Here is an 18,314-nt window from a genome sequence, read left to right on the forward strand (position 1 = left end):
CGTCGTTTGTAGAAGTCTAACCGGGGTTGGAGCTGTCCGGGTGGCGATACAGGGCGAGTCCGGCCTCGGCCCATTCACGGGTCGCCGTTCGCGCGATGCCGGGGTCGACGACCTCGAGCGCTCCGCCGAAGCGGGCGGCCAGCCTCTTGATGCCGCGAGGATCGGCCAGATGCAGACGCGCGCTGACGATTCCACCCTCGACCTCGACGTTGTCGGCGGTCAGGAAGTCACCCAGAAGCGGCGCCACCCGCTCGGGAAGGCGCACCTGCACCTCGCCCTCGTCGTCGACGGCGGAGAAGGCCTCCGGCACCTGATCGCTCGCATGCGTGATCGGGATGTCGGTCAGGCGGGCGTCGCTCACCCTGTCGAGGTGGAACGTGCGCATGGCCTGACGTGTGTGGCACCAGCCCTGCAGATACCACTGCGCGTTGGTGATGATCACCTGGACGGGGTCGACGGTGCGTGTCGTCGGAGCCGCATCCGGTGCCTGGTACGTGAATGCCACGGCCACGCCGTCCTGCACCCCGCGCGACACCACCTGGCGGACCTCGTCGACGGCGCTCGGCGCCACCACGACCTCTGCGGGCGCATCGGCCGCTCCACGTGAGAGCTTGGAGATGAGACCGCTGACCAGTCCGGAATCCGAGACCGCCGGCACTGCGGCGACCATCTGCAGGCCGGCCAGCAGGGCCGCAGCTTCGCGTGCAGTGAAGCGCGGCACTCGTCGGAGGGCGACGTCGTTCGTGATCTCGATGACGTCTTCATCGTCGAGCAGATCCCAGTTGATGTCGAACATCTCCTGCGGCTGCTGCCAGAATCCCGAGTCACCGGGAAGACCGATCACCGTGAGCTTCTCCACCATCTGACGCATCTCGGCCAGAGTGACTCCGAACTCCTCGGACGCCTCGGCGAGAGACACCTGTCCATGCTCGAGCAGGTACGGCACCAGGGTGAGATAGACGCGCACGCGGTCAGCGGCGAGCAATGGCTTCGGCTGAGCGCTCACGATGACTCCTCCACATCCGAGTTGGTCGCCACGACGGCCGTCAGCCGATCGACCACGGCATCCCGGAGCGCGGCGGGCTCGACCACTCGCACCTCCGGCCCGTAGGAAGCGAGCTCGTCGGCGAGGATGTGCAGATCGACGAACGGCACGAGGATCCCCTGGGTGGCAGCGGGCGTCGCGCGTCGACCGAGGCGCAGCGACGCCTCAGTGCCCGGCGTGACCTCGAGGAGGGCCGAGTTCTGCGCAGCGACGTTCTCCAGACCCGCCAGTGCACGCTCCCCCGCTCCGTCACGGAGTTCCGGAGCGAAGCTCTTGGGCGAGATCTTCACGTCGCCGACGATCCGGCTCAGCAGGAACATCCGGTCGGCCTCGATGTCGACGTCCACGCCGAACACATGCCAGCGCGCCTCGTAGTCGACGAGCGCCAGGGGGCGGATGCTGCGGCGGCGCGGCGAGTCCTCTCCCGGCTTGAGGTAGTCGAACAGCACCACGCGGCTCTTCTCGATGGCCTCCTGCAGCTGCGGGAACGCCGCATCGCGGGCCGTGATGCGCGGCGCGAAGCCGATGATCGGCTCGTCGCCGTCGATCCCGAGCGCGCGGATCTTGCGCACCCCGGCCTTGGCGTCGCCCGACGCGGACTCCGCGCTCCACACGCTGCCGGCCAGCTGAAGCACGGCGAGCTCGGCAGCAGTGAACTCGATGTCGCTGGGCAGGTCGTATTCCGCCTGCGGAATGCGATACCGCGCCTCGCGGAGATCATTGGGATCGGCTTGATCACCGATCGTCTCGACAGGAACTCCGAGCGTGCGCAGCTCGTCCTTGTCGCGCTCGAACATCTTCTCGAGAGCATCCGAGCGCACACCGGCATCCGCTCGCTGACGGTACCCCGACACATTGTCGAGGATCTGCTGCTTCGTGAGCCCGATCTCCGTCGCCATGAGCGCCACGACGAGGTTCGTCAGACGCTCTTCCGCCGGAATACGGGCTGCCATCACTGCTCCGGGACGGGAACGATGCCCAGGATGTCGACGACGATCACGGTCGCCGGGTTGCCGTCTGCCGCGGGTACGACGACCAGCAGCTGAGACCCGACGGTCGCACCCACGAGCTCCTTCGCGGCGGGGCCGATGTTCGGCTCGGCGCCCCATGTGCTCGAGGTGACGGTCTTGTCATCCCAGCCGAGCGCCATGATGTTCGTCACGATGGTCGATTCCTTCTCGACCTTCGCGCCGTCACCCTTGATGAGGGTCTGGGTCACTGCGGATTCGGGCGCTGCACTGTCGGGGATGATGACACCCGGCGTGCCGTCGGGTGCGCGCACGACGGTCGGAAGGCCCCGTGCGTCGTTGAACTGCGACGCGCCTTCGGCGTGTGCGAGGTAGACATCGAGCACGTCGACGACGGCGACGATATTCTCGTCCTTCGCGAGACCGAAGGCCTCGACGTTCGCCTCACCGAAGTCCTCGGGGGTGAGCACCGCCACGACACGGCTGCCGCCGGTGGCGCACTCGAGCACCGACTCGAGGCCCGGAGAGCGCTGGGCCCAGTACGAGATGTTGTGCACCCGGCTCGTGTCGCCGTTGTACTCGGATTCGTAGAGCTTCTCGCCGCTCTCGCCGCCGTAGAAGGCGATGTCGAGCACCATGGGCTGCACCGTCGAGGTCAGCGTCTCGCCCTCGCCCGTGATGATGTCCGCGAACGCGGTCTCATCGGTCTTGACCGGTGTGTACACGGTGACATCCGGTGCTTCGCCGAGGTCACCCTCGACGGTCACGGAGTCCTCGACGGAGCCTGCGTGGGAGGTCCGATCGCAGACCTCGCCCGCGAACGTCGGACCCGCGGCGCATCCGGTCAGAGTGAGGACGGCGAGGCTGAGAGTGGCCAGAACGGCGGACGTTTTACGCACGCGCTCCAGTCTATTCCGTAGACGGCTCGGATTCGCGCGAACCGGATGCAAGACGCGCGCCCTCCGCCGCCTTGGCAGCCTCACGAGCGCGCTTTCGGAGGTTCTTGTCGTTGATCTCGCGATCGCCGACGGCTCCGGGGGTCCACTGCTCGACATCGGCGTCGCCGTAGCTGCTCTTCGACGCCCGGCGCTTGACCTGGGGTGCGACAGCACCGGGAGCGAGTCGGCGCGCGGTGAGCAGGAAGCCCGTGTGCGCCACCATGCGGTGGTCCGGCCGCACGGCCAGACCTTCGACGTGCCAGCCGCGCACCATCGTCTCGGAGGCCTCAGGGTCAGTGAACAGCCCCGTGCTGCGGATGTACTCCGCCACACGCGACAGCTGCGTGGCGGTGGCGACGTAGCAGAGCACGACTCCGCCGGGCGTCAGGGCGTCGGCGACGACGTCCATGCACTCCCACGGAGCCAGCATGTCGAGCACGACCCGATCGACAGAGCCTGCGGGGAACTCACCGGGCAGTGCCTCGGCCAGATCTCCGACGACGACGTCCCAGGTGCCGGGAGTCGCACCGAAGAACGTCTCGACATTGCCGCGCGCGACCTGCGCGAAGTCCTCGCGACGCTCGAACGAGACCAGACGGCCGGCGGGGCCGATCGCGCGGAGCAGCGACAGCGACAGCGCTCCAGACCCCACCCCCGCCTCCACGACGACGGCGCCGGGGAAGATGTCTGCCTGCATCACGATCTGCGCCGCATCCTTCGGATACACGATCGCCGCACCACGGGGCATGGACATCGCGAAGTCGCGCAGCAGCGGACGCAGCGCGAGGTAGTCATGCCCCGAGCTGTTCGCCACGACGGAGCCGTCGGGGAGGCCGATCAGGTCGCGGTGCCGCAGAACGCCCTGGTGGGTGTGGAGTTCGCCGTCCTCGCGGAGGGTCACGGTGTGCAGGCGCCCCTTGGGGCCGGTCAGCTGTACCCGGTCGCCCTCTCGGAACGGCCCGCTCGGCCGCTGTGAGCTGGTGGAGGTCATCGGGTGGCTCCCGTCATGGAGTTCTTGCGATCGAACAGGTCGATCAGGTCTGCGGCGGTGCGGCCGTCGAGCGTCGGCCAGAGCTCGTGCGCTCCGACATGGTCGAGCGGCACGATGTGCGGGACGCCGAGCGCCACGGCGCCGGAGGCGATTCCGGCGCGGAGCCCGGTCGGCGAGTCCTCGATGACCACGGCGTCGGCGATGTCGATCTCGAGCAGCCCTGCTGCGTGCAGGTACGGCTCCGGATGCGGTTTGGGGTTGGTCACGTCGTCGCCGGCGACGACGATGTCGAACGCGTCGAACTCGATCAGGTCGACGACGCTGAGGGCCATCCGGCGGAGGGACATGGTCACGAGTCCGGTCGGGATCCCCGCCGATCGCAGGTCCTGCAGCAGCTCGCGCGCCCCCGGACGGAACGGCACGCCCTGAGTGCGCAGCGCCTCCTGCACCCCGTCGGTGAGAAGCGCGACGATGGCCTCGGCGTCCATGTCGACGCCGGCGTTCTGAAGGATGATCGCGCTGTCGATCAGACCGTTGCCGACGAGCTGGAGTGCGTCATCGTGGCTCCACGAGCCCCCGAAGGACTCGACCAGCGCCGTCTCTGCAGCCATCCAATACGGTTCGGTGTCGACGAGTGTTCCGTCCATGTCCCAGAGGATCGCGCGGGGCTGTCTGCTCACTGAACCATGTTAGCCGTGGCTCCGCCCCCCTCCCCGCGCGGTCGGACTAGCCTGGAGGGATACCGATCCGATATCGCGAAGGGAGCCCATGATGGATGTCCTCGGTTCACGCATCGTCATCGTCGCCTTCGACGGGTGGAACGACGCGGGTGAGGCTGCGAGCGGAGCGATCACGGCACTGCGCGAGACCACCGACTACGACCTCGTGCACTCGATCGATCCCGAGCTGTACTTCGACTACCAGTACACGCGCCCGGCGACGAAGATGGATGCCGAGGGGCGTCGTCAGCTCACCTGGCCGGAGGCCGGACTGTGGCGTCCACGCGACCCGGGTCCGGGTCCGGAGTTCTGGGTGCTGACCGGTGTCGAGCCCGCACGCACCTGGCAGTCCTTCGCCTCGGAGTTCATCGACATCGCGCTCCGCGACGACATCACCGGTTTCGTGACGCTCGGCGCGATGCTGTCGGACGTCCCGCACACCCGGCCGATCTCGATCTTCGCCTCGAGCCAGAACGAGCAGGTCCGCGAGGCCCACGGGCTCGAGCGCTCCCTCTACGAGGGCCCGGTCGGAATCCTGAGCGTCATCGAGCACTTCGCCGAGAGCGCGGGCATCCCGACCGCGAGCCTCTGGGCGAGCGTGCCGCACTACGTCGCCTCGGCCACGCCGTCGCCCAAGGTGACCCTCGCGCTCCTCGATCGGCTCGAGGAGCTGACCGGTGTCGACGTGCCGCGCGATCACCTGCGCACCGAGGCCGCGGCGTGGGAGGCCTCGATCGATGCCGCAGCCGCGGACGACGAGGACATGACGGAGTACATCCAGCAGCTCGAGCGCACGAGAGACACGTGGGACTCCCCCGATGCCTCAGGCGATGCGATCGCCCAGGCCTTCGAGCGCTACCTCAAGCGCCGCGGCGACGGCCCAGGAGACCATAAGCGCTAGCCCCCTGGCCGCCCGTCCGCACTCAGGCGGCGATGACGCCGGTGCCGAGCAGGACCAGCAGGACGGTTCCGAGTAGGATCCGGTAGATCACGAACGGCAGGAAGCTGCGCTTCGAGATGTAGTTCATGAAGAATGCGATGACTCCGAGCGCCACGACGAACGCGATGCCGGTCGCCGCCAGCGTGTCGCCGAACGAGAAGAACGAGGGCTCGTCCCAGCTCTTGAACACCTGGTAGAACCCGCTTCCGAAGACCGCAGGGATCGCGAGCAGGAACGCGTAACGGGCGGCAGCGGCGCGCTCGTAGCCGAGGAACAGTCCCATCGTGATCGTTCCGCCCGAGCGGGAGACGCCGGGGATCAGCGCGAGCGCCTGCGCGAACCCGTAGGCGATGCCGTGGGGGTACGTCAGCTGGTCGAGCTTTCGTCGTTTGGCGCCGACGTGGTCGGCGATCCCGAGCAGGATGCCGAAGACGATCAGCATGATCGCGACGATCCACAGCGACCGGAAGACGGTCTCGATCTGGTCTTGGAAGAGCAGTCCGAGCACCACGATCGGGATGCTGCCGATGATGATCATCCACCCCATGCGGGCATCGGGATCGCTGCGCGGAACCCGTCCGGTCAGTGAGCGGAACCACTGCGCGATGATGCGCACGATGTCACGCCAGAAGAACACCACGACCGCTGCCTCGGTGCCGATCTGGGTGATCGCGGTGAACGCCGCACCCGGGTCCTCACCCGAGGGCAGGAACGTGCCCAAGATGCGCAGATGCGCGCTGGAGGAGATCGGGAGGAACTCGGTGAGTCCCTGGACGATGCCGAGGATGAGCGCTTCGAGCAGGTGCATGGAGGAGCTTTCTGAATCGTGGTGCGCGGACGACGAGCCGAAGGCTCAGTACGTGCGCAGCAGATCGGCCAGCACCCGCTGACCGAAGACAAGCGATTCTACGGGTACGCGCTCATCGACTCCGTGGAACATGCCCGTGAAGTCGAGGTCTGCAGGAAGCCGCAGCGGAGCGAAACCGTATCCGGTGATGTCCAGATACGCGAGCGCTTTGTTGTCCGTGCCCGCTCCCAGCAGATACGGGATCACCGGCACCCCCGGGTCATGGCGACCGAGGCTCGCGACCATCGCGTCGACCAGTTCTCCCGCGAACGGCGTCTCCATGCCGATGTCGCGCACGACGATCTCGATCTCGATGTCGTCGCCGACGATCTGCTGCAGCTCTGCGAGCACATCGTCCTCGGTCCCGGGGATCACGCGAACGTCGATCAGCGCCTCGGCGCGCTCGGGAATGACGTTGTGCTTGTATCCGGCGGTCAGAGCCGTCGGGTTGGTGGTGGTGCGGAACGACGAACGCAGGAACGCCTCCGCGGGTCCTGCGGCGGCTGCCAGAGCATCCGGGTCGTCCACCGAGCGTCCGGTGAGGTCGCTGAGTCCCTGCAGCAGGGCCTCAGTGGTCGAGGTCAGCCGCAACGGCCACCGGGTTCGTCCGATGGCCGCGACGGCCTCCGCGAGCTTCGTGACGGCGTTGTCGTCGTGCAGGCGGCTGCCGTGACCGGCGCGCCCCTTCGCGACGAGGCGGATCCAGATCAGCGCCTTCTCGCCCACCTGCAGCAGATAGGCGCGGCGGTCGTCGACGGTGATCGAGTACCCGCCGACCTCGCTGATCGCCTCGGTGGCGCCGGCGAACCACTCGGGCTTGTTCTGCACGACGAGAGCCGAGCCCTCGACCCCGCCGTTCTCCTCGTCGGCGAAGAACGCCAGAACGAGGTCCCGCTCCGGCTGCTCCCCCGCTCGGAGGATGTCGGCGACGGCAGTGAGGATCATCGCGTTCATGTTCTTCATGTCGACGGCACCGCGACCCCACAGCATCCCGTCCTTGACGATCCCGGCGAACGGATCGACGGTCCAGTCCTCGGCCATCGCCGGAACGACGTCGAGGTGACCGTGGACGACCAGCGCCGGTCTGCTCGAATCCCGGCCGGGGACGCGCGCCATCACATTCGTGCGGCGCGGGATCGGTTCGTAGTACTCGACCTCGAGCCCCAGCTCCTGCAGGTACGCGCCCACGTACTCGGCGGCTTCGCGCTCGCCCTTCGCATTGCCGCCGCCGAAGTTGGAGGTGTCGAAGCGGATCAGGTCGCTCGCGATGCGAACGACCTCGGGAACGGACGGATCGGTCATGTGCCCAGGCTATCGAAACGCCGTGGCGCGCCCGGGCGTCGCCGTCGGTTTCAGGGAGCCTCGAAGCTCGTGCTAATGTAAATCTTCGTTCGGCAACGAACATCCAACACCTGCGCGGGTGGCGGAATGGTAGACGCGCTACGTTGAGGTCGTAGTGCCCGTAAGGGCGTGGGGGTTCAAGTCCCCCTCCGCGCACAGACAGGCCCCGGATATCGTCACGATATCCGGGGCCTTCTTCGTTCCCGGAGAACGATTCGCGTCCGGGCCGCTCGGGGCGGAATTCCTCCCGGACCCCGCCCCGCACCCTCATATGCCGGATGCTGCTCGATTCAGGCCGCTCCCACTCCGAACACCAGGCCGAGCACGTACGTGATCGCCGCGGCTCCGAAGCCGATCGCGAGCTGCCGCAGGGCCCGACGCAAGGGCGGTCCGCCCGACAGGATCCCGACCATGGCGCCGGTGGTCAGCAGCGCGACCCCGACGAGAACCAGCGCGACGATGACGGCTGTAGCGCCGTCAAGACCGAAGATCCAGGGCAGCACAGGGATGATCGCACCGGAGGCGAACAGCAGGAAGCTCGAGATCGCCGCCGTCCAATCGCTGCCGACGATCTCATGGTCATCGCCCGCGTGGATGCTGACGGGACCCGTCGTGGTGCGTTCGACGCCCGCTCGGGCCGCAGCGACGATGCGTCCCGCGCGGGCCAGGGCCTCTTCCTGGCCTATCCCCCGAGCGCGATACACGAGTGCCAGCTCGTTCTCGTCGATGTCGAGGTCAGCCGCGGATGCAGCGGCATCCTCGTTGGCTTCGGTGGCCGCGAGGAGCTCTCGCTGCGACCGCACGGAGACGAACTCTCCCGCTCCCATCGACAGTGCGCCCGCGAGAAGCCCGGCGATCCCGCTGAAGAGCACGAATCCGGAGCTCACCCCGGTGGCCCCGATCCCGAGCACGAGGGCCAGGTTGCTGACCAGACCGTCGTTCGCGCCGAACACGGCCGCGCGGAACGACCCGGACAGCCGCCGCCTTCCTCGTGCGGCGAGGCCGCGCACGACCTCGTAGTGGACCTTCTCGTCGGCGCGCATCGCGGGGGTCGCATACTGCTCCGAGTCGTACGGAGAGCGCGCCTCGGCATTCTGCGCGAGAGCCAGCACGAAGATCGATCCGAACCGACCGGCCATCCAGCCGAGGAGTCGGGAGCGGATGCCGGCTCGGGGCAGCCTCGAGGGCTCAGCGCCCAGCAGGTCGAGCCAGTGCTGCTCGTGGCGGCGCTCGGCGTCGGCGAGGCTGAGGAGGATCTCGCGCTCCTCACCGGTGCGTCGATGCGCGAGCCTCTGATAGACCGTGCCCTCGGCACGCTCCTCGACGAGATAGCGCGCCCAACGGCGGCGGTCTGCGGCGGTGGGTTCTGCAGCGGCGGGCTCGGCGGCAGCGGGGGCTGTCATGACGTCTCCTGATCGACGGAGCCCCAAGCGGGGGCAACCGTTCAACGCTAGCTTCGGGTGACCTCGCCTACGGCACCGAGGCCGGGATTGCCAGCTTTTCGGGGTTCCGAACCGGGCATTTTCCCGGTGTCGGACTGGTCGGTGCCGAGCCGGTCGGTGCCGAGCCGGTCGGTGTCGAACCGGTAGGCGCCGAACAGGGCCGGCGTCAGGTGCGGACGCGCTTGCGCAGCACTTCGATGCGCGACTGCAGCTGTGTGACCGTGGCCTGCGCGACGGCGGGGCCGCCGCAGATGCGTCGCAGCTCGGCGTGGACAGACCCGTGCGGCTCGCCCTTCTGCCGGGCGTACAGTCCCACGAGACTGTTCAACAGCTGTCGCTGTTCGCGCAGCGTGCGGTGCAGGGGTGCGGGCAGCGTCGTGGTCTCGGTGGGTCCTGCCTCGGCCTCGCGGACCTCTCGCAGGCGCGACTGCCGCGCCTGGCGTTGCATGAGCAGCTCGTGCACGTGCTCGGGCTCGAGGAGTCCGGGGAATCCGATGAACTCCTCCTCCTCGGGCGTTCCCGGTTCGGCGAGCTGACCGAACTCCTGTCCCTCGAACACGACGCGGTCGAAATGCGCCACCGACGACAGTGCCTGATAGCTGAACTCCTGGGTCAGCGCGTCTGAGGTCTCCTCTTCGCGGTTCGCGGCATCGAGCAGCGAGTCCTCGAGGCCGTCGTCATCCTTCGACTGCCGGTCGAGCGCATGCTCGCGCTGCTTGTCCATCTCGTTCGCGAGCCCCATGAGCACCGGGACCTGGGGCAGGAACACACTCGCGGCCTCGCCGCGGCGCCGGGCACGTACGAAGCGCCCGATCGCCTGGGCGAAGAAGAGCGGAGTCGAGGATGAGGTCGCGTAGACACCGACCGCGAGGCGAGGGACGTCGACGCCCTCGGACACCATGCGCACCGCGACCATCCAGCGATCCTCGCTGGCGCTGAACTTCTCGATGCGCTCCGATGCGGTGGCATCGTCCGACAGCACCACGGTGGGGCGCTGGCCGGTGATGCTGTGCAGGATCTTGGCGTACGCGCGGGCGACGGTCTGATCCGTGGCGAGGACCAGGCCCCCGGCATCCGGCACATGGTTGCGGATCTCGGTGAGGCGGCGGTCGGCGGCGGACAGCACGGCAGGCATCCACTCACCCTCGGGGTCGAGCGCCGTGCGCCAGGCCTGCGACGTGACGTCTTTGGTGTTGTCCTGCCCGAGATGGGTCTCGAGCTCATCGCCGGTGCTCGTGCGCCAGCGCATCTTGCCCGCGTACATGTGGAAGAGCACGGGTCGGACGACACCGTCGGCGAGGGCGCGGCCGTAGCCGTAGTTGTAGTCGGTGCGGGAGATCCGCGCCCCGGATTCGTCAGGGTGGTACTCGACGAACGGGATGGGTGCGGTGTCGCTGCGGAACGGGGTGCCCGAGAGGAGCAGACGCCGTTTCGCCGGCCCGTAGGCATCGCGGATCGCGTCGCCCCAGCTGAGCGCGTCGCCGCCGTGGTGCACCTCGTCGAGGACCACGAGCGTCTTGGCATCCTCGGTGAGATGTCGGTGAACCGACGACTTCGCGGCGACCTGGGCGTACGTGACGACGGCGCCGTGATAGTGCCGGGCCGGCGCCCAGTCGCTGTTGCGGAACCGGGGGTCGAGTCGGATGTGCACGCGTGCCGCGGCATCGGCCCATTGCGTCTTGAGGTGCTCTGTGGGCGCGACCACGATGATGCGGTCGACCTCGCCCATGCGCATGAGCTCGACCGCGAGGGTGAGGGCGAACGTCGTCTTTCCGGCGCCGGGTGTCGCGGCCACGAGGAAGTCGCGCTGGTCTGCCTGGAAGTACTGCTCGAGCGCCTCCTGCTGCCACGCGCGCAGCTTGTTGGCGGTGCCCCAGGGGGCGCGCTGTGGGAAGGACGGAGAGAGCATCGAGACAACGATAATCGCTGCCGCCGACACTCGGCACGCTCGCGGCCTCCCCCGCGCGCGTCCTCGCCGCGGATGCTCGCACCCGAGTAGGCTCGGTCACTGCGCAGCCGCCATCGATGTGCTGCGTCCGTTCGCGAAGGAGAGCTGGATGACAGACCAGGATTCGACCCGGACCCCGCATCTCGACAACGAGAGCGCGCACCCGTGGCGACGTTTCGTCGCGATCGGCGATTCGTTCACCGAGGGCATCGGGGACCCCGACCCCTCGCACCCCGGGAATCATCGCGGCTGGGCTGATCGGGTCGCCGAGGTTCTGTCGCGGCAGGTCGACGACTTCGCGTACGCGAACCTCGCGGTGCGCGGCAAGCTCATCGCCCAGATCGTTCGCGACCAGATCGAACGGGCGATCGATCTGCACCCTGATCTCATCTCGATCTGCGCCGGCGGGAACGACGTGATACGCCCCGGCACTGATCCGGATGCCATCGCCGTGCAGCTCGAGGATGCCGTCGCGCGGCTCTCCTCCACCGGTGCGGCCGTGCTGCTCTTCACCGGCGTCGATACGGCGTTCACCCCCGTCTTCCGCGCCTTCCGCGGCAAGGTCGCGATCTACAACGAGAACATCCGAGCGATCGCCGAGCGCCACGACTGCATCGTCGCGGACCAGTGGGCGCTCAAGGTCGTGCAGGACATGCGCTTCTTCGACGATGACCGACTGCATTACAACCCGCTCGGGCATCACGAGATCGCGAGGATGGCACTCCGCGCCCTCAACGTCCCCAACGATCTCGAATCGATGCAGCCGGAGGCGCTGCCTATCCGCACCTGGCGCGAGGCACGCTCCGAGGATCTGGGTTGGGCGCGCGAGCACCTCGTTCCCTGGGTCCTGCGACGTCTGCGCCACGAGTCCTCGGGCGATCACATCATGGCGAAGCGTCCGGAGCCGTCGCCGGTCGTGTTCCCCGGCCTCGACTGACGGCCCCGCTCGGGAGTCAGCCCGACGTGAGCGCCCACAGAGCCACCGCCGCGGCCGACGCGACGTTCAGAGAGTCCACGCCGCCGGACATGGGGATGGTCACGACCGTGTCTGCGATCTCGAGGGCAGTGCGGGAGAGCCCGTCGCCTTCCGCTCCCATCACGACCGCGACCCGTTCAGGGCGATCGGCGACATAGGCATCGAGCGTCACGGCATCATCGCGCAGAGCGAGAGCTGCGACATCGAACTTCGCCGCGTGCAGGTCCGAGACCGCCGACTCCCAGTCCGTGATGCGGGTCCACGGCACCTGGAACACGGTTCCCATGCTGACGCGCACGCTGCGTCGGTACAGCGGGTCCGCTCCCCCGGGCGACACCAGCACCGCGTCCGCGCCGAGCCCGGCCGCCGCCCGGAATGCCGCGCCGACGTTGGTGTGATCTCCGACGTTCTCGAGGATCAGCACGAGCGTCGCGCCGTCGATCACCTCACGAACGGTCGGCAACTCAGGCCGATGCATCGATGCGATCGTGCCGCGATGCACGGCGAAACCGGTGACCGCTTCGGCCACCGCGTCGGGGACCACGTACACCGGCACGTCGAGATCGCCGACGATCGCTCTGATGTCGTCCACGCGGCGTTCCTGCACGAGGACGGATCGCGGACGGTGACCTGCGGCGACGGCGCGTGCGATCACCTTGGTCGATTCGGCGATGTACAGCCCGCCGGCGGGGTCGCTCACGGTGCGGAGCGCCGTGTCGGTGAGCGCTCGGTAGTCGTCGAGTCGTCGATCGTCCGGATTCGTCACGCGCAGCAGTTCCACGCGCCCCAGTCTGCCATCGCTCCGCCCGGCCGCCTCGCGGTCGGCGGCGAAGCCTCGGTCGCGCCGCACGCCGTAGACTCGCAGGAGGAGGTCCTGTGAGCGCATCGAGTCCGGTCGAGCTGTCGGCCACCGTCGCTCGCACCGCCGAACTCCTTCGCGGACGGAAGATCGCACTGCTCACCGGAGCGGGAATCTCGACGGATTCCGGGATCCCCGCCTATCGCGGCGAAGGCTCGCGCAACCGGTCCGACCCGATGACCATCCAACGGTATCTCGCTGACGAAGCCGCTCGGCGTCGCTACTGGGTCGGTGGGCACCTCGGATGGCGCGCGTTCGCCAGGGCGGAGCCGAATCCCGGTCATCTCTCGCTCGCCGCGATGGAGTCGTCGGGCCTGGTCAGCGGGGTCATCACGCAGAACGTCGACGGCCTGCATCTGCGCGCAGGCAGCTCGCACGTCATCGAGGTGCACGGCACGATGCGCAGGGTGCTCTGCCTGAAGTGCGGCCAGGTGTTCGACCGTCGCGACATCGCTGTGCAGATCGAAGAGCGCAATCCGTGGATCTCGGTGCCCGAGAACGTCGCGCTGGCGCCGGACGGCGACGTGCTGCCCGAGAGCACCGACGGCTTCATCGTCCCGGTCTGCACAGTGTGCGCGGGGATGCTGAAACCGGATGTCGTGTTCTTCGGCGAGTACGTCCCTCAGGATCGCTTCAAGGCCGCGGAATCGCTGCTCCGTGCGAGTGACGCGATGATCGTCGCCGGTTCCTCTCTCGTCGTGAACTCCGGGGTGCGGCTGGTCGAGCGCGCGCGCCGCCGCAGCATCCCCCTCATCATCATCAACCGCGAGCCGACGCGCGCGGATGTCTGGGCCGATGTCACCATCGCCGCGGGCACCAGCGACGTGCTCCCCGCCATCCAGGAGCTTCTCGAATGACCCTGCTCACCCTCGTACGCCACGGCCAGACCGACTGGAACCTCGCTCGACGCATCCAGGGTGCAACCGACATCCCGCTGAACGAGACAGGTCGCGCCGATGCGCGGACAGCCGCGGACCGTCTCGAGGGGAGCACGCACCACGCGATCTACAGCAGTCCGCTTCTGCGGGCGCGGGAGACCGCCGAGATCATCGCGGCCCGGCTCGGACTCGGCGCGCCCGTGCTCGTGCCGGACATCCGGGAGCGCGAGTTCGGAGAAGGCGAGGGCATGCTCGTCTCCGAGTACATGAAGACCTACGGGGACTGGCTGGCGCCGGTGCCGGGCGCAGAGACGCTCGACGAGGTGGCCGTACGGGCGATGGATGCTCTGGACGAGATCGCCCGTGATTCTCGTCGACGCTCGACACCTGTCGCCGAATCCGTGATCGTCGTGGCTCACGGCGGCGTGATCCGGTCGCTCATCTCGCATGTGTCCGGTGGCACCTTGCCCCACGCCGGCGACCCGATCGTCAACGGATCCGCGCACCGCTTCGAGGTGTCGCCCGGGGTGTTGCGCCTGCTGGATCAGTCCGTCCTCATCTGACTCGCTGGCCGAGGGCGACTTCAGGCTCCGAGCCGCTCAGCGCGCTCGAGAGATCAGCGAACGAGCATGCCGGAGGACCGGTTCATCGATCATCCGTCCTTGGAAGCGGAAGACGCCGCGCTCGGACTCTGCCGCGAGGAGCACGGCTCGCGCCCAATCGAGAGCATCCGCTGCGGGTGCGTAGGCGTCTCGGATCACCGCCACCTGGCTCGGGTGGATGCAGGCGGTCGCCGCGAAGCCCGACGCCGACGCGTCGATGGCCTCCGTCTTCTGCCCGGCGATGTCATCGATGTCGATGTGCACCGCATCGATCGCACCCTTGCCGTGCGCGCCGGCTTCCAGAAGCACCCGAGACCGTGCATAGCGAGCGAGGTCGCGATAGCCGCCGGTCGGCAGACGGCTGGACGTCCCGCCGAGAGACGCCACCAGATCCTCGGCGCCCCACATCATCGCGACGATCTGCGGATGCGCCGCGATCCGGTCGGCTGCCTGCACGCCTCTTGCCGTCTCGCACAGCGCGATCAGCGAGAACCTCTCGTCGAAGGCGCTGAGGCTCTCGGGGCTCTCGGTCTTGGCGACCATGACGGTGCGGAAGTCCGTCTGGGAGAGCGTGGACAGATCCGAGCCGAACCCTTCGGACCCTGGCGGGTTGACCCGCACGATCACCCGATCGGGATCGAGGTCTGCCTCGATGAGATGGCCCCGAGCGGCCGCCTTCGCGTCGGGGAGCACGGCGTCCTCGAGGTCGAGGATGACGGCATCCGCCTTATCGAGCGCCCCGCGGAAGCGCTCAGGGCGATCAGCCGGACAGAACAGCAGTGCCGGTCCTAGTTCGAAGGTCATCGGTCTCCCCCATCGGGCAGGCAGTACACGAGCACCGAACGCGTGGCCGTGGCGACGACCGTCTCGTCCTGGTTGCGTCCGGTGTGGGCGATGGTCACGATCCCCTGTCCGGGACGCGAGGCCGAGAGACGCTTCTCGGTGATCACGCTCTCTGTGTAGAGAGTGTCGCCTGCGAACATCGGGTGCGGGAATGCGACGTCGCCGAAGCCGAGCTGCGCGACGAGCGTTCCCTGCGTCAGCTGGGCCACGGATGCACCGACCATCGTCGACAGCGTCCACATCGAGTTGATCAGGCGAGCGCCGAAGGGCTGCTGCGCGTCAGCGAACGCCGCATCGAGATGCAGCGCCTGCGTGTTCATCGTGAGCGTCGTGAAGAGCACGTTGTCGGCTTCGGTGGCGGTCCTCCCGGGTCGATGGAGATACCGGGCATCCACGTCGAACTCCTCGAAGTAGAGCCCCCGCTGGACGATGTCGTGTGCGCTCACTTCGGCTCCCTCGGTCGATCGGAACGTCGCATGCTGCCACGCTACCCGGCGAGTCCGAGCGCCCGCGCGATCACCAGGAGCTGGACCTCGGTCGTACCCTCGCCGATCTCGAGGATCTTGGAGTCGCGGTAGTGACGAGCCACCGGGAACTCGTTCATGAACCCGTTGCCTCCGAAGATCTGGGTCGCATCCCTGGCGTTGTCCATGGCTGCCTCCCCCGCGACGAGCTTGGCGATCGCCGCCTGCTCGGCGAACGGCCGTCCCTCGTCGCGCAGCCTCGCCGCGTGATGCCAGGCGAGCCGGGCCGTGTGCACCCGAGCGCGCATCCGGGCCAGAGTGAACTGGGCGTTCTGACGGGTGCTGAGCGCACTTCCGAAGATCGTGCGGCTCTTCGCATAGTCCACGGAAGCCTCGAGGCAACCCTCTGCAGCGCCGGTCGACAGCGCCGCGATCGCGATGCGCCCCTCGTCCAGGATGCTCAGGAAGTTGCGGAAGCCGCTCCCCCGCCCTCCGAGGAGGTTCGCCGCCGGTACGCGCACACCGTCGAAGGTCAGCGGATGCGTGTCGGAGGCGTTCCATCCGACCTTGTCGTACGGCGCCTCCACCGTGAAACCCTGGGTGCCGTTCGGGACGATGATCGTGGAGATCTCCTTGCGCCCGCCCTCGCTCCCCGTGACGGCGGTGACTGTGACGAATCGGGTGATGGGGGTCCCGGAGTTCGTGATGAACTGCTTCGACCCGTCGATCACCCACTCGTCACCGTCGAGGCGGGCCGTCGTGCGGGTCGCCCCCGCATCGCTGCCGGCCTCGGGCTCGGTCAGCCCGAATCCCGCGAGAGCGCGACCGGCGAGCAGATCCGGGAGCAGCTCCTGTTTCTGCTCCTCGGTTCCGAATCGGAACACCGGCATCGCCCCGAGACTCACTCCCGCCTCGAGAGTGATCGCGATCGACTGATCGACGCGACCGAGAGCCTCGATCGCGATGCCCAGGGCCATGTAGTCGCCGCCCTGTCCGCCGTGCTCCTCGGGGAAGGGCAAGCCGAACATCCCGAGATCGCCCATCTGTCCCACGACGTCCATCGAGAGCGTGTGCGTGCGGTCGGCCTCGTACGACTGCGGCGCGACGACGCTGTCAGCGAAGTCGCGCACCATCGCGGCGAGCTCGCGCTCCTCGTCGTTCAGATCTTCCATCATCGGTTCTCCTCCGTCGTCACGCGGGCGACCGGCTGGTCGCGCCGCACCTGATCGCCCACGGCGACCAGCAGGCTCACGACCCCGTCATGCGGGGCGAGCACCGGGTGCTCCATCTTCATCGCCTCGATCGAGACGATCGGCGTGCCCGCCGTCACCGGGTCACCGTCGGCCACGTGCACGGCGACGATGCTCCCCGGCATCGGGGCACGGGCATCTGGGCCGGTCGCCACGGCGCGCTCATCCCGTGCCTGCAGGCGTCGCTGCATGCGCTGGCGGCGGTCGATCGGACGGAGTCGTGCGCTACGCCCGTCCGCGCTCACCCAGACGGCGCCGTCGCCGTCGGTGGCGACGGCGACCTCCTGGCGGTGACCGGCTGGCGCTTCGGATGCGAAGAGGAGCTCGTCCTGATCGGTGAGGAACGCGATCTCACGGGGCGCGACACCACTGCGCGCAGCCCAAACGGCGCCGGCACGGCGGGAGTTCCTGTCGTCTGAACCTGAGACGCTGTCGCGCAGAACACCGGCCCTCGCGGCGGCCAGCATCGACGTCGTCGGGTGCTCGATCCGCAGCGGCAGCAGAGTGTCGATCAGGCCGGTGTCGAGATCCCCTGCCATCACCCGTGAATCGCGACACAGCGTGCGCAGGAAGGCGATGTTCGTGTCCACACCGAGGACGACCGTGCGCGCCAGCGCCTCATCCAGACGCCGAAGGGCCGTCTGCCTGTCGGAGGCGACGGCGATGACCTTCGCGATCATCGGGTCGTAGAAGCCCGTGACCTCTGAGCCCGTCTCCACCGCGGCATCCACCCGCACGCCCTGAGGCGGATCGAACAGCAGCACCCGGCCGGTGGACGGCAGGAATCCGCGCTCCGGCGACTCGGCGTAGACGCGAGCCTCGACCGCGTGCCCGCGCACGGGAGGAGGCTGGTCGAGTCGCCCTCCTTCGGCGACCCGGATCTGGAGCGCCACGAGGTCGAGACCGGTCACCTCCTCGGTGACGGGGTGCTCGACCTGCAGACGCGTGTTCATCTCGATGAAGAAGACCTGCTCCGGAGCATCCGCATCGATGAGGAACTCCACCGTGCCGGCCCCGACGTACGACACGCTCTCCGCCGCCTGGATCGCCGCGGTCAGGAGTCGATTCCTGGTCTCCCCCGGGATGCCCGCCGACGGCGCCTCCTCGATGACCTTCTGATGACGACGCTGGAGGGTGCACTCGCGCTCGCCGAGGGCGATGACCGTCCCGTGGACATCTCCGAAGACCTGGACCTCGATATGCCGAGGACGCCGGATGAGTCGCTCGAGGATCAGCGCGTCATCACCGAACGCCGACGCTGCG

General features: G+C 68.2%; 18 protein-coding genes and 1 tRNA gene. 5 read left to right on the forward strand and 14 right to left on the reverse strand.

The genetic code is table 11. The features are described 5' to 3' along the window. Nucleotides 1-16: 16 nt before the first annotated feature. From ASF80_RS02705 to ASF80_RS02725, 5 genes are read right to left on the reverse strand one after another with little or no spacing between them, the layout of a single operon-like run. Nucleotides 17-1,006 carry a helix-turn-helix transcriptional regulator gene (locus ASF80_RS02705; RefSeq protein WP_056307776.1) on the reverse strand — a complete coding sequence of 330 codons (990 nt, stop codon included), beginning with the start codon at nucleotides 1,004-1,006 and terminating at the stop codon, nucleotides 17-19. Next, nucleotides 1,003-1,998 (reverse strand): helix-turn-helix transcriptional regulator, encoded by a 996-nt coding sequence (locus ASF80_RS02710; RefSeq protein ID WP_056307779.1) that lies wholly within the window; start codon nucleotides 1,996-1,998, stop codon nucleotides 1,003-1,005. Before ASF80_RS02710 ends, ASF80_RS02705 begins: the two co-directional genes overlap by 4 nt. After that, a complete protein-coding gene (locus ASF80_RS02715) occupies nucleotides 1,998-2,912 on the reverse strand; it encodes a hypothetical protein (protein ID WP_056307781.1) in 915 nt (304 codons plus the stop codon). Before ASF80_RS02715 ends, ASF80_RS02710 begins: the two co-directional genes overlap by 1 nt. A 10-nt stretch (nucleotides 2,913-2,922) precedes the next feature. Then, nucleotides 2,923-3,942 carry a tRNA (adenine-N1)-methyltransferase gene (locus tag ASF80_RS02720; protein ID WP_056307784.1) on the reverse strand — a complete coding sequence of 340 codons (1,020 nt, stop codon included), beginning with the start codon at nucleotides 3,940-3,942 and terminating at the stop codon, nucleotides 2,923-2,925. Then, entirely contained in the window at nucleotides 3,939-4,622 is a 684-nt protein-coding gene (locus ASF80_RS02725) for an HAD family hydrolase (protein WP_268776007.1), read from the reverse strand. The genes ASF80_RS02720 and ASF80_RS02725 overlap by 4 nt, the downstream gene beginning before the upstream one ends. Before the next feature lie 91 nt (nucleotides 4,623-4,713). On the opposite strand from ASF80_RS02725, the gene ASF80_RS02730 reads away from it, so the two are divergent. Continuing rightward, complete coding sequence (locus ASF80_RS02730; RefSeq protein WP_056311678.1) at nucleotides 4,714-5,562, forward strand: PAC2 family protein; 849 nt, start codon at nucleotides 4,714-4,716, stop codon at nucleotides 5,560-5,562. Between the two features lie 22 nt (nucleotides 5,563-5,584). Here ASF80_RS02730 and ASF80_RS02735 read toward each other — a convergent pair whose 3' ends face one another. Continuing rightward, the gene (locus ASF80_RS02735; RefSeq protein WP_056307788.1) at nucleotides 5,585-6,409 is read right to left on the reverse strand and encodes an undecaprenyl-diphosphate phosphatase; all 825 of its coding nucleotides are present in this window, start codon (nucleotides 6,407-6,409) and stop codon (nucleotides 5,585-5,587) included. A gap of 45 nt (nucleotides 6,410-6,454) precedes the next feature. Continuing rightward, nucleotides 6,455-7,750 carry a M20/M25/M40 family metallo-hydrolase gene (locus ASF80_RS02740; RefSeq protein ID WP_056307790.1) on the reverse strand — a complete coding sequence of 432 codons (1,296 nt, stop codon included), beginning with the start codon at nucleotides 7,748-7,750 and terminating at the stop codon, nucleotides 6,455-6,457. A gap of 112 nt (nucleotides 7,751-7,862) precedes the next feature. On the opposite strand from ASF80_RS02740, the gene ASF80_RS02745 reads away from it, so the two are divergent. Continuing rightward, nucleotides 7,863-7,945 (forward strand) — tRNA-Leu (locus tag ASF80_RS02745). A 134-nt stretch (nucleotides 7,946-8,079) separates the two neighbouring features. Here ASF80_RS02745 and ASF80_RS02750 read toward each other — a convergent pair. After that, nucleotides 8,080-9,192 carry a VIT1/CCC1 transporter family protein gene (locus ASF80_RS02750; protein ID WP_056307792.1) on the reverse strand — a complete coding sequence of 371 codons (1,113 nt, stop codon included), beginning with the start codon at nucleotides 9,190-9,192 and terminating at the stop codon, nucleotides 8,080-8,082. A 205-nt stretch (nucleotides 9,193-9,397) separates the two neighbouring features. Next, a complete protein-coding gene (locus ASF80_RS02755) occupies nucleotides 9,398-11,140 on the reverse strand; it encodes a DEAD/DEAH box helicase (protein WP_082488159.1) in 1,743 nt (580 codons plus the stop codon). 148 nt (nucleotides 11,141-11,288) lie between these two features. On the opposite strand from ASF80_RS02755, the gene ASF80_RS02760 reads away from it, so the two are divergent. Then, complete coding sequence (locus ASF80_RS02760; protein WP_056311681.1) at nucleotides 11,289-12,116, forward strand: SGNH/GDSL hydrolase family protein; 828 nt, start codon at nucleotides 11,289-11,291, stop codon at nucleotides 12,114-12,116. A 16-nt stretch (nucleotides 12,117-12,132) separates the two neighbouring features. On the opposite strand, the gene ASF80_RS02765 is transcribed toward ASF80_RS02760, so the two are convergent. Beyond that, nucleotides 12,133-12,936, reverse strand: coding sequence for a TrmH family RNA methyltransferase (locus ASF80_RS02765; RefSeq protein WP_056311684.1), 804 nt, complete (start codon nucleotides 12,934-12,936; stop codon nucleotides 12,133-12,135). 95 nt (nucleotides 12,937-13,031) lie between these two features. Between ASF80_RS02765 and ASF80_RS02770 the strand changes: the two genes are divergently transcribed. Next, a complete protein-coding gene (locus ASF80_RS02770) occupies nucleotides 13,032-13,871 on the forward strand; it encodes a Sir2 family NAD-dependent protein deacetylase (RefSeq protein WP_056307797.1) in 840 nt (279 codons plus the stop codon). Continuing rightward, nucleotides 13,868-14,455: a histidine phosphatase family protein gene (locus ASF80_RS02775; RefSeq protein WP_056307800.1), complete on the forward strand. Its 588-nt coding sequence runs from the start codon at nucleotides 13,868-13,870 to the stop codon at nucleotides 14,453-14,455. The genes ASF80_RS02770 and ASF80_RS02775 overlap by 4 nt, the downstream gene beginning before the upstream one ends. Before the next feature lie 36 nt (nucleotides 14,456-14,491). Here ASF80_RS02775 and ASF80_RS02780 read toward each other — a convergent pair whose 3' ends face one another. The 4 genes from ASF80_RS02780 to ASF80_RS02795 form a co-directional block, all read right to left on the reverse strand. Continuing rightward, entirely contained in the window at nucleotides 14,492-15,298 is an 807-nt protein-coding gene (locus tag ASF80_RS02780) for an HpcH/HpaI aldolase/citrate lyase family protein (protein ID WP_056307802.1), read from the reverse strand. After that, on the reverse strand, nucleotides 15,295-15,783 hold the full coding sequence (locus tag ASF80_RS02785) for a MaoC family dehydratase (RefSeq protein WP_056307804.1): 489 nt from the start codon (nucleotides 15,781-15,783) through the stop codon (nucleotides 15,295-15,297). Before ASF80_RS02785 ends, ASF80_RS02780 begins: the two co-directional genes overlap by 4 nt. 41 nt (nucleotides 15,784-15,824) lie before the next feature. Then, entirely contained in the window at nucleotides 15,825-16,973 is a 1,149-nt protein-coding gene (locus ASF80_RS02790) for an acyl-CoA dehydrogenase family protein (RefSeq protein WP_056307805.1), read from the reverse strand. Next, on the reverse strand, nucleotides 16,973-18,314 hold a 1,342-nt coding region (locus tag ASF80_RS02795; protein WP_235559864.1), incomplete at its 5' end, for a biotin/lipoyl-containing protein. The genes ASF80_RS02790 and ASF80_RS02795, both read right to left, overlap by 1 nt.

Origin of the sequence: Microbacterium sp. Leaf159, assembly GCF_001423615.1 — a bacterium.
Taxonomy (GTDB): Bacteria; Actinomycetota; Actinomycetes; order Actinomycetales; family Microbacteriaceae; genus Microbacterium.

Coding starts and splice junctions, on each gene's coding strand:
- ASF80_RS02710 (WP_056307779.1), bottom strand. CDS start 1,998: ATGGCAGCCCGTATTCCGGCGGAAGAGCGTCTGACGAACCTCGTCGTG.
- ASF80_RS02720 (WP_056307784.1), bottom strand. CDS start 3,942: ATGACCTCCACCAGCTCACAGCGGCCGAGCGGGCCGTTCCGAGAGGGC.
- ASF80_RS02730 (WP_056311678.1), top strand. CDS start 4,714: ATGGATGTCCTCGGTTCACGCATCGTCATCGTCGCCTTCGACGGGTGG.
- ASF80_RS02735 (WP_056307788.1), bottom strand. CDS start 6,409: ATGCACCTGCTCGAAGCGCTCATCCTCGGCATCGTCCAGGGACTCACC.
- ASF80_RS02740 (WP_056307790.1), bottom strand. CDS start 7,750: ATGACCGATCCGTCCGTTCCCGAGGTCGTTCGCATCGCGAGCGACCTG.
- ASF80_RS02750 (WP_056307792.1), bottom strand. CDS start 9,192: ATGACAGCCCCCGCTGCCGCCGAGCCCGCCGCTGCAGAACCCACCGCC.
- ASF80_RS02755 (WP_082488159.1), bottom strand. CDS start 11,140: ATGCTCTCTCCGTCCTTCCCACAGCGCGCCCCCTGGGGCACCGCCAAC.
- ASF80_RS02760 (WP_056311681.1), top strand. CDS start 11,289: ATGACAGACCAGGATTCGACCCGGACCCCGCATCTCGACAACGAGAGC.
- ASF80_RS02775 (WP_056307800.1), top strand. CDS start 13,868: ATGACCCTGCTCACCCTCGTACGCCACGGCCAGACCGACTGGAACCTC.
- ASF80_RS02780 (WP_056307802.1), bottom strand. CDS start 15,298: ATGACCTTCGAACTAGGACCGGCACTGCTGTTCTGTCCGGCTGATCGC.
- ASF80_RS02790 (WP_056307805.1), bottom strand. CDS start 16,973: ATGGAAGATCTGAACGACGAGGAGCGCGAGCTCGCCGCGATGGTGCGC.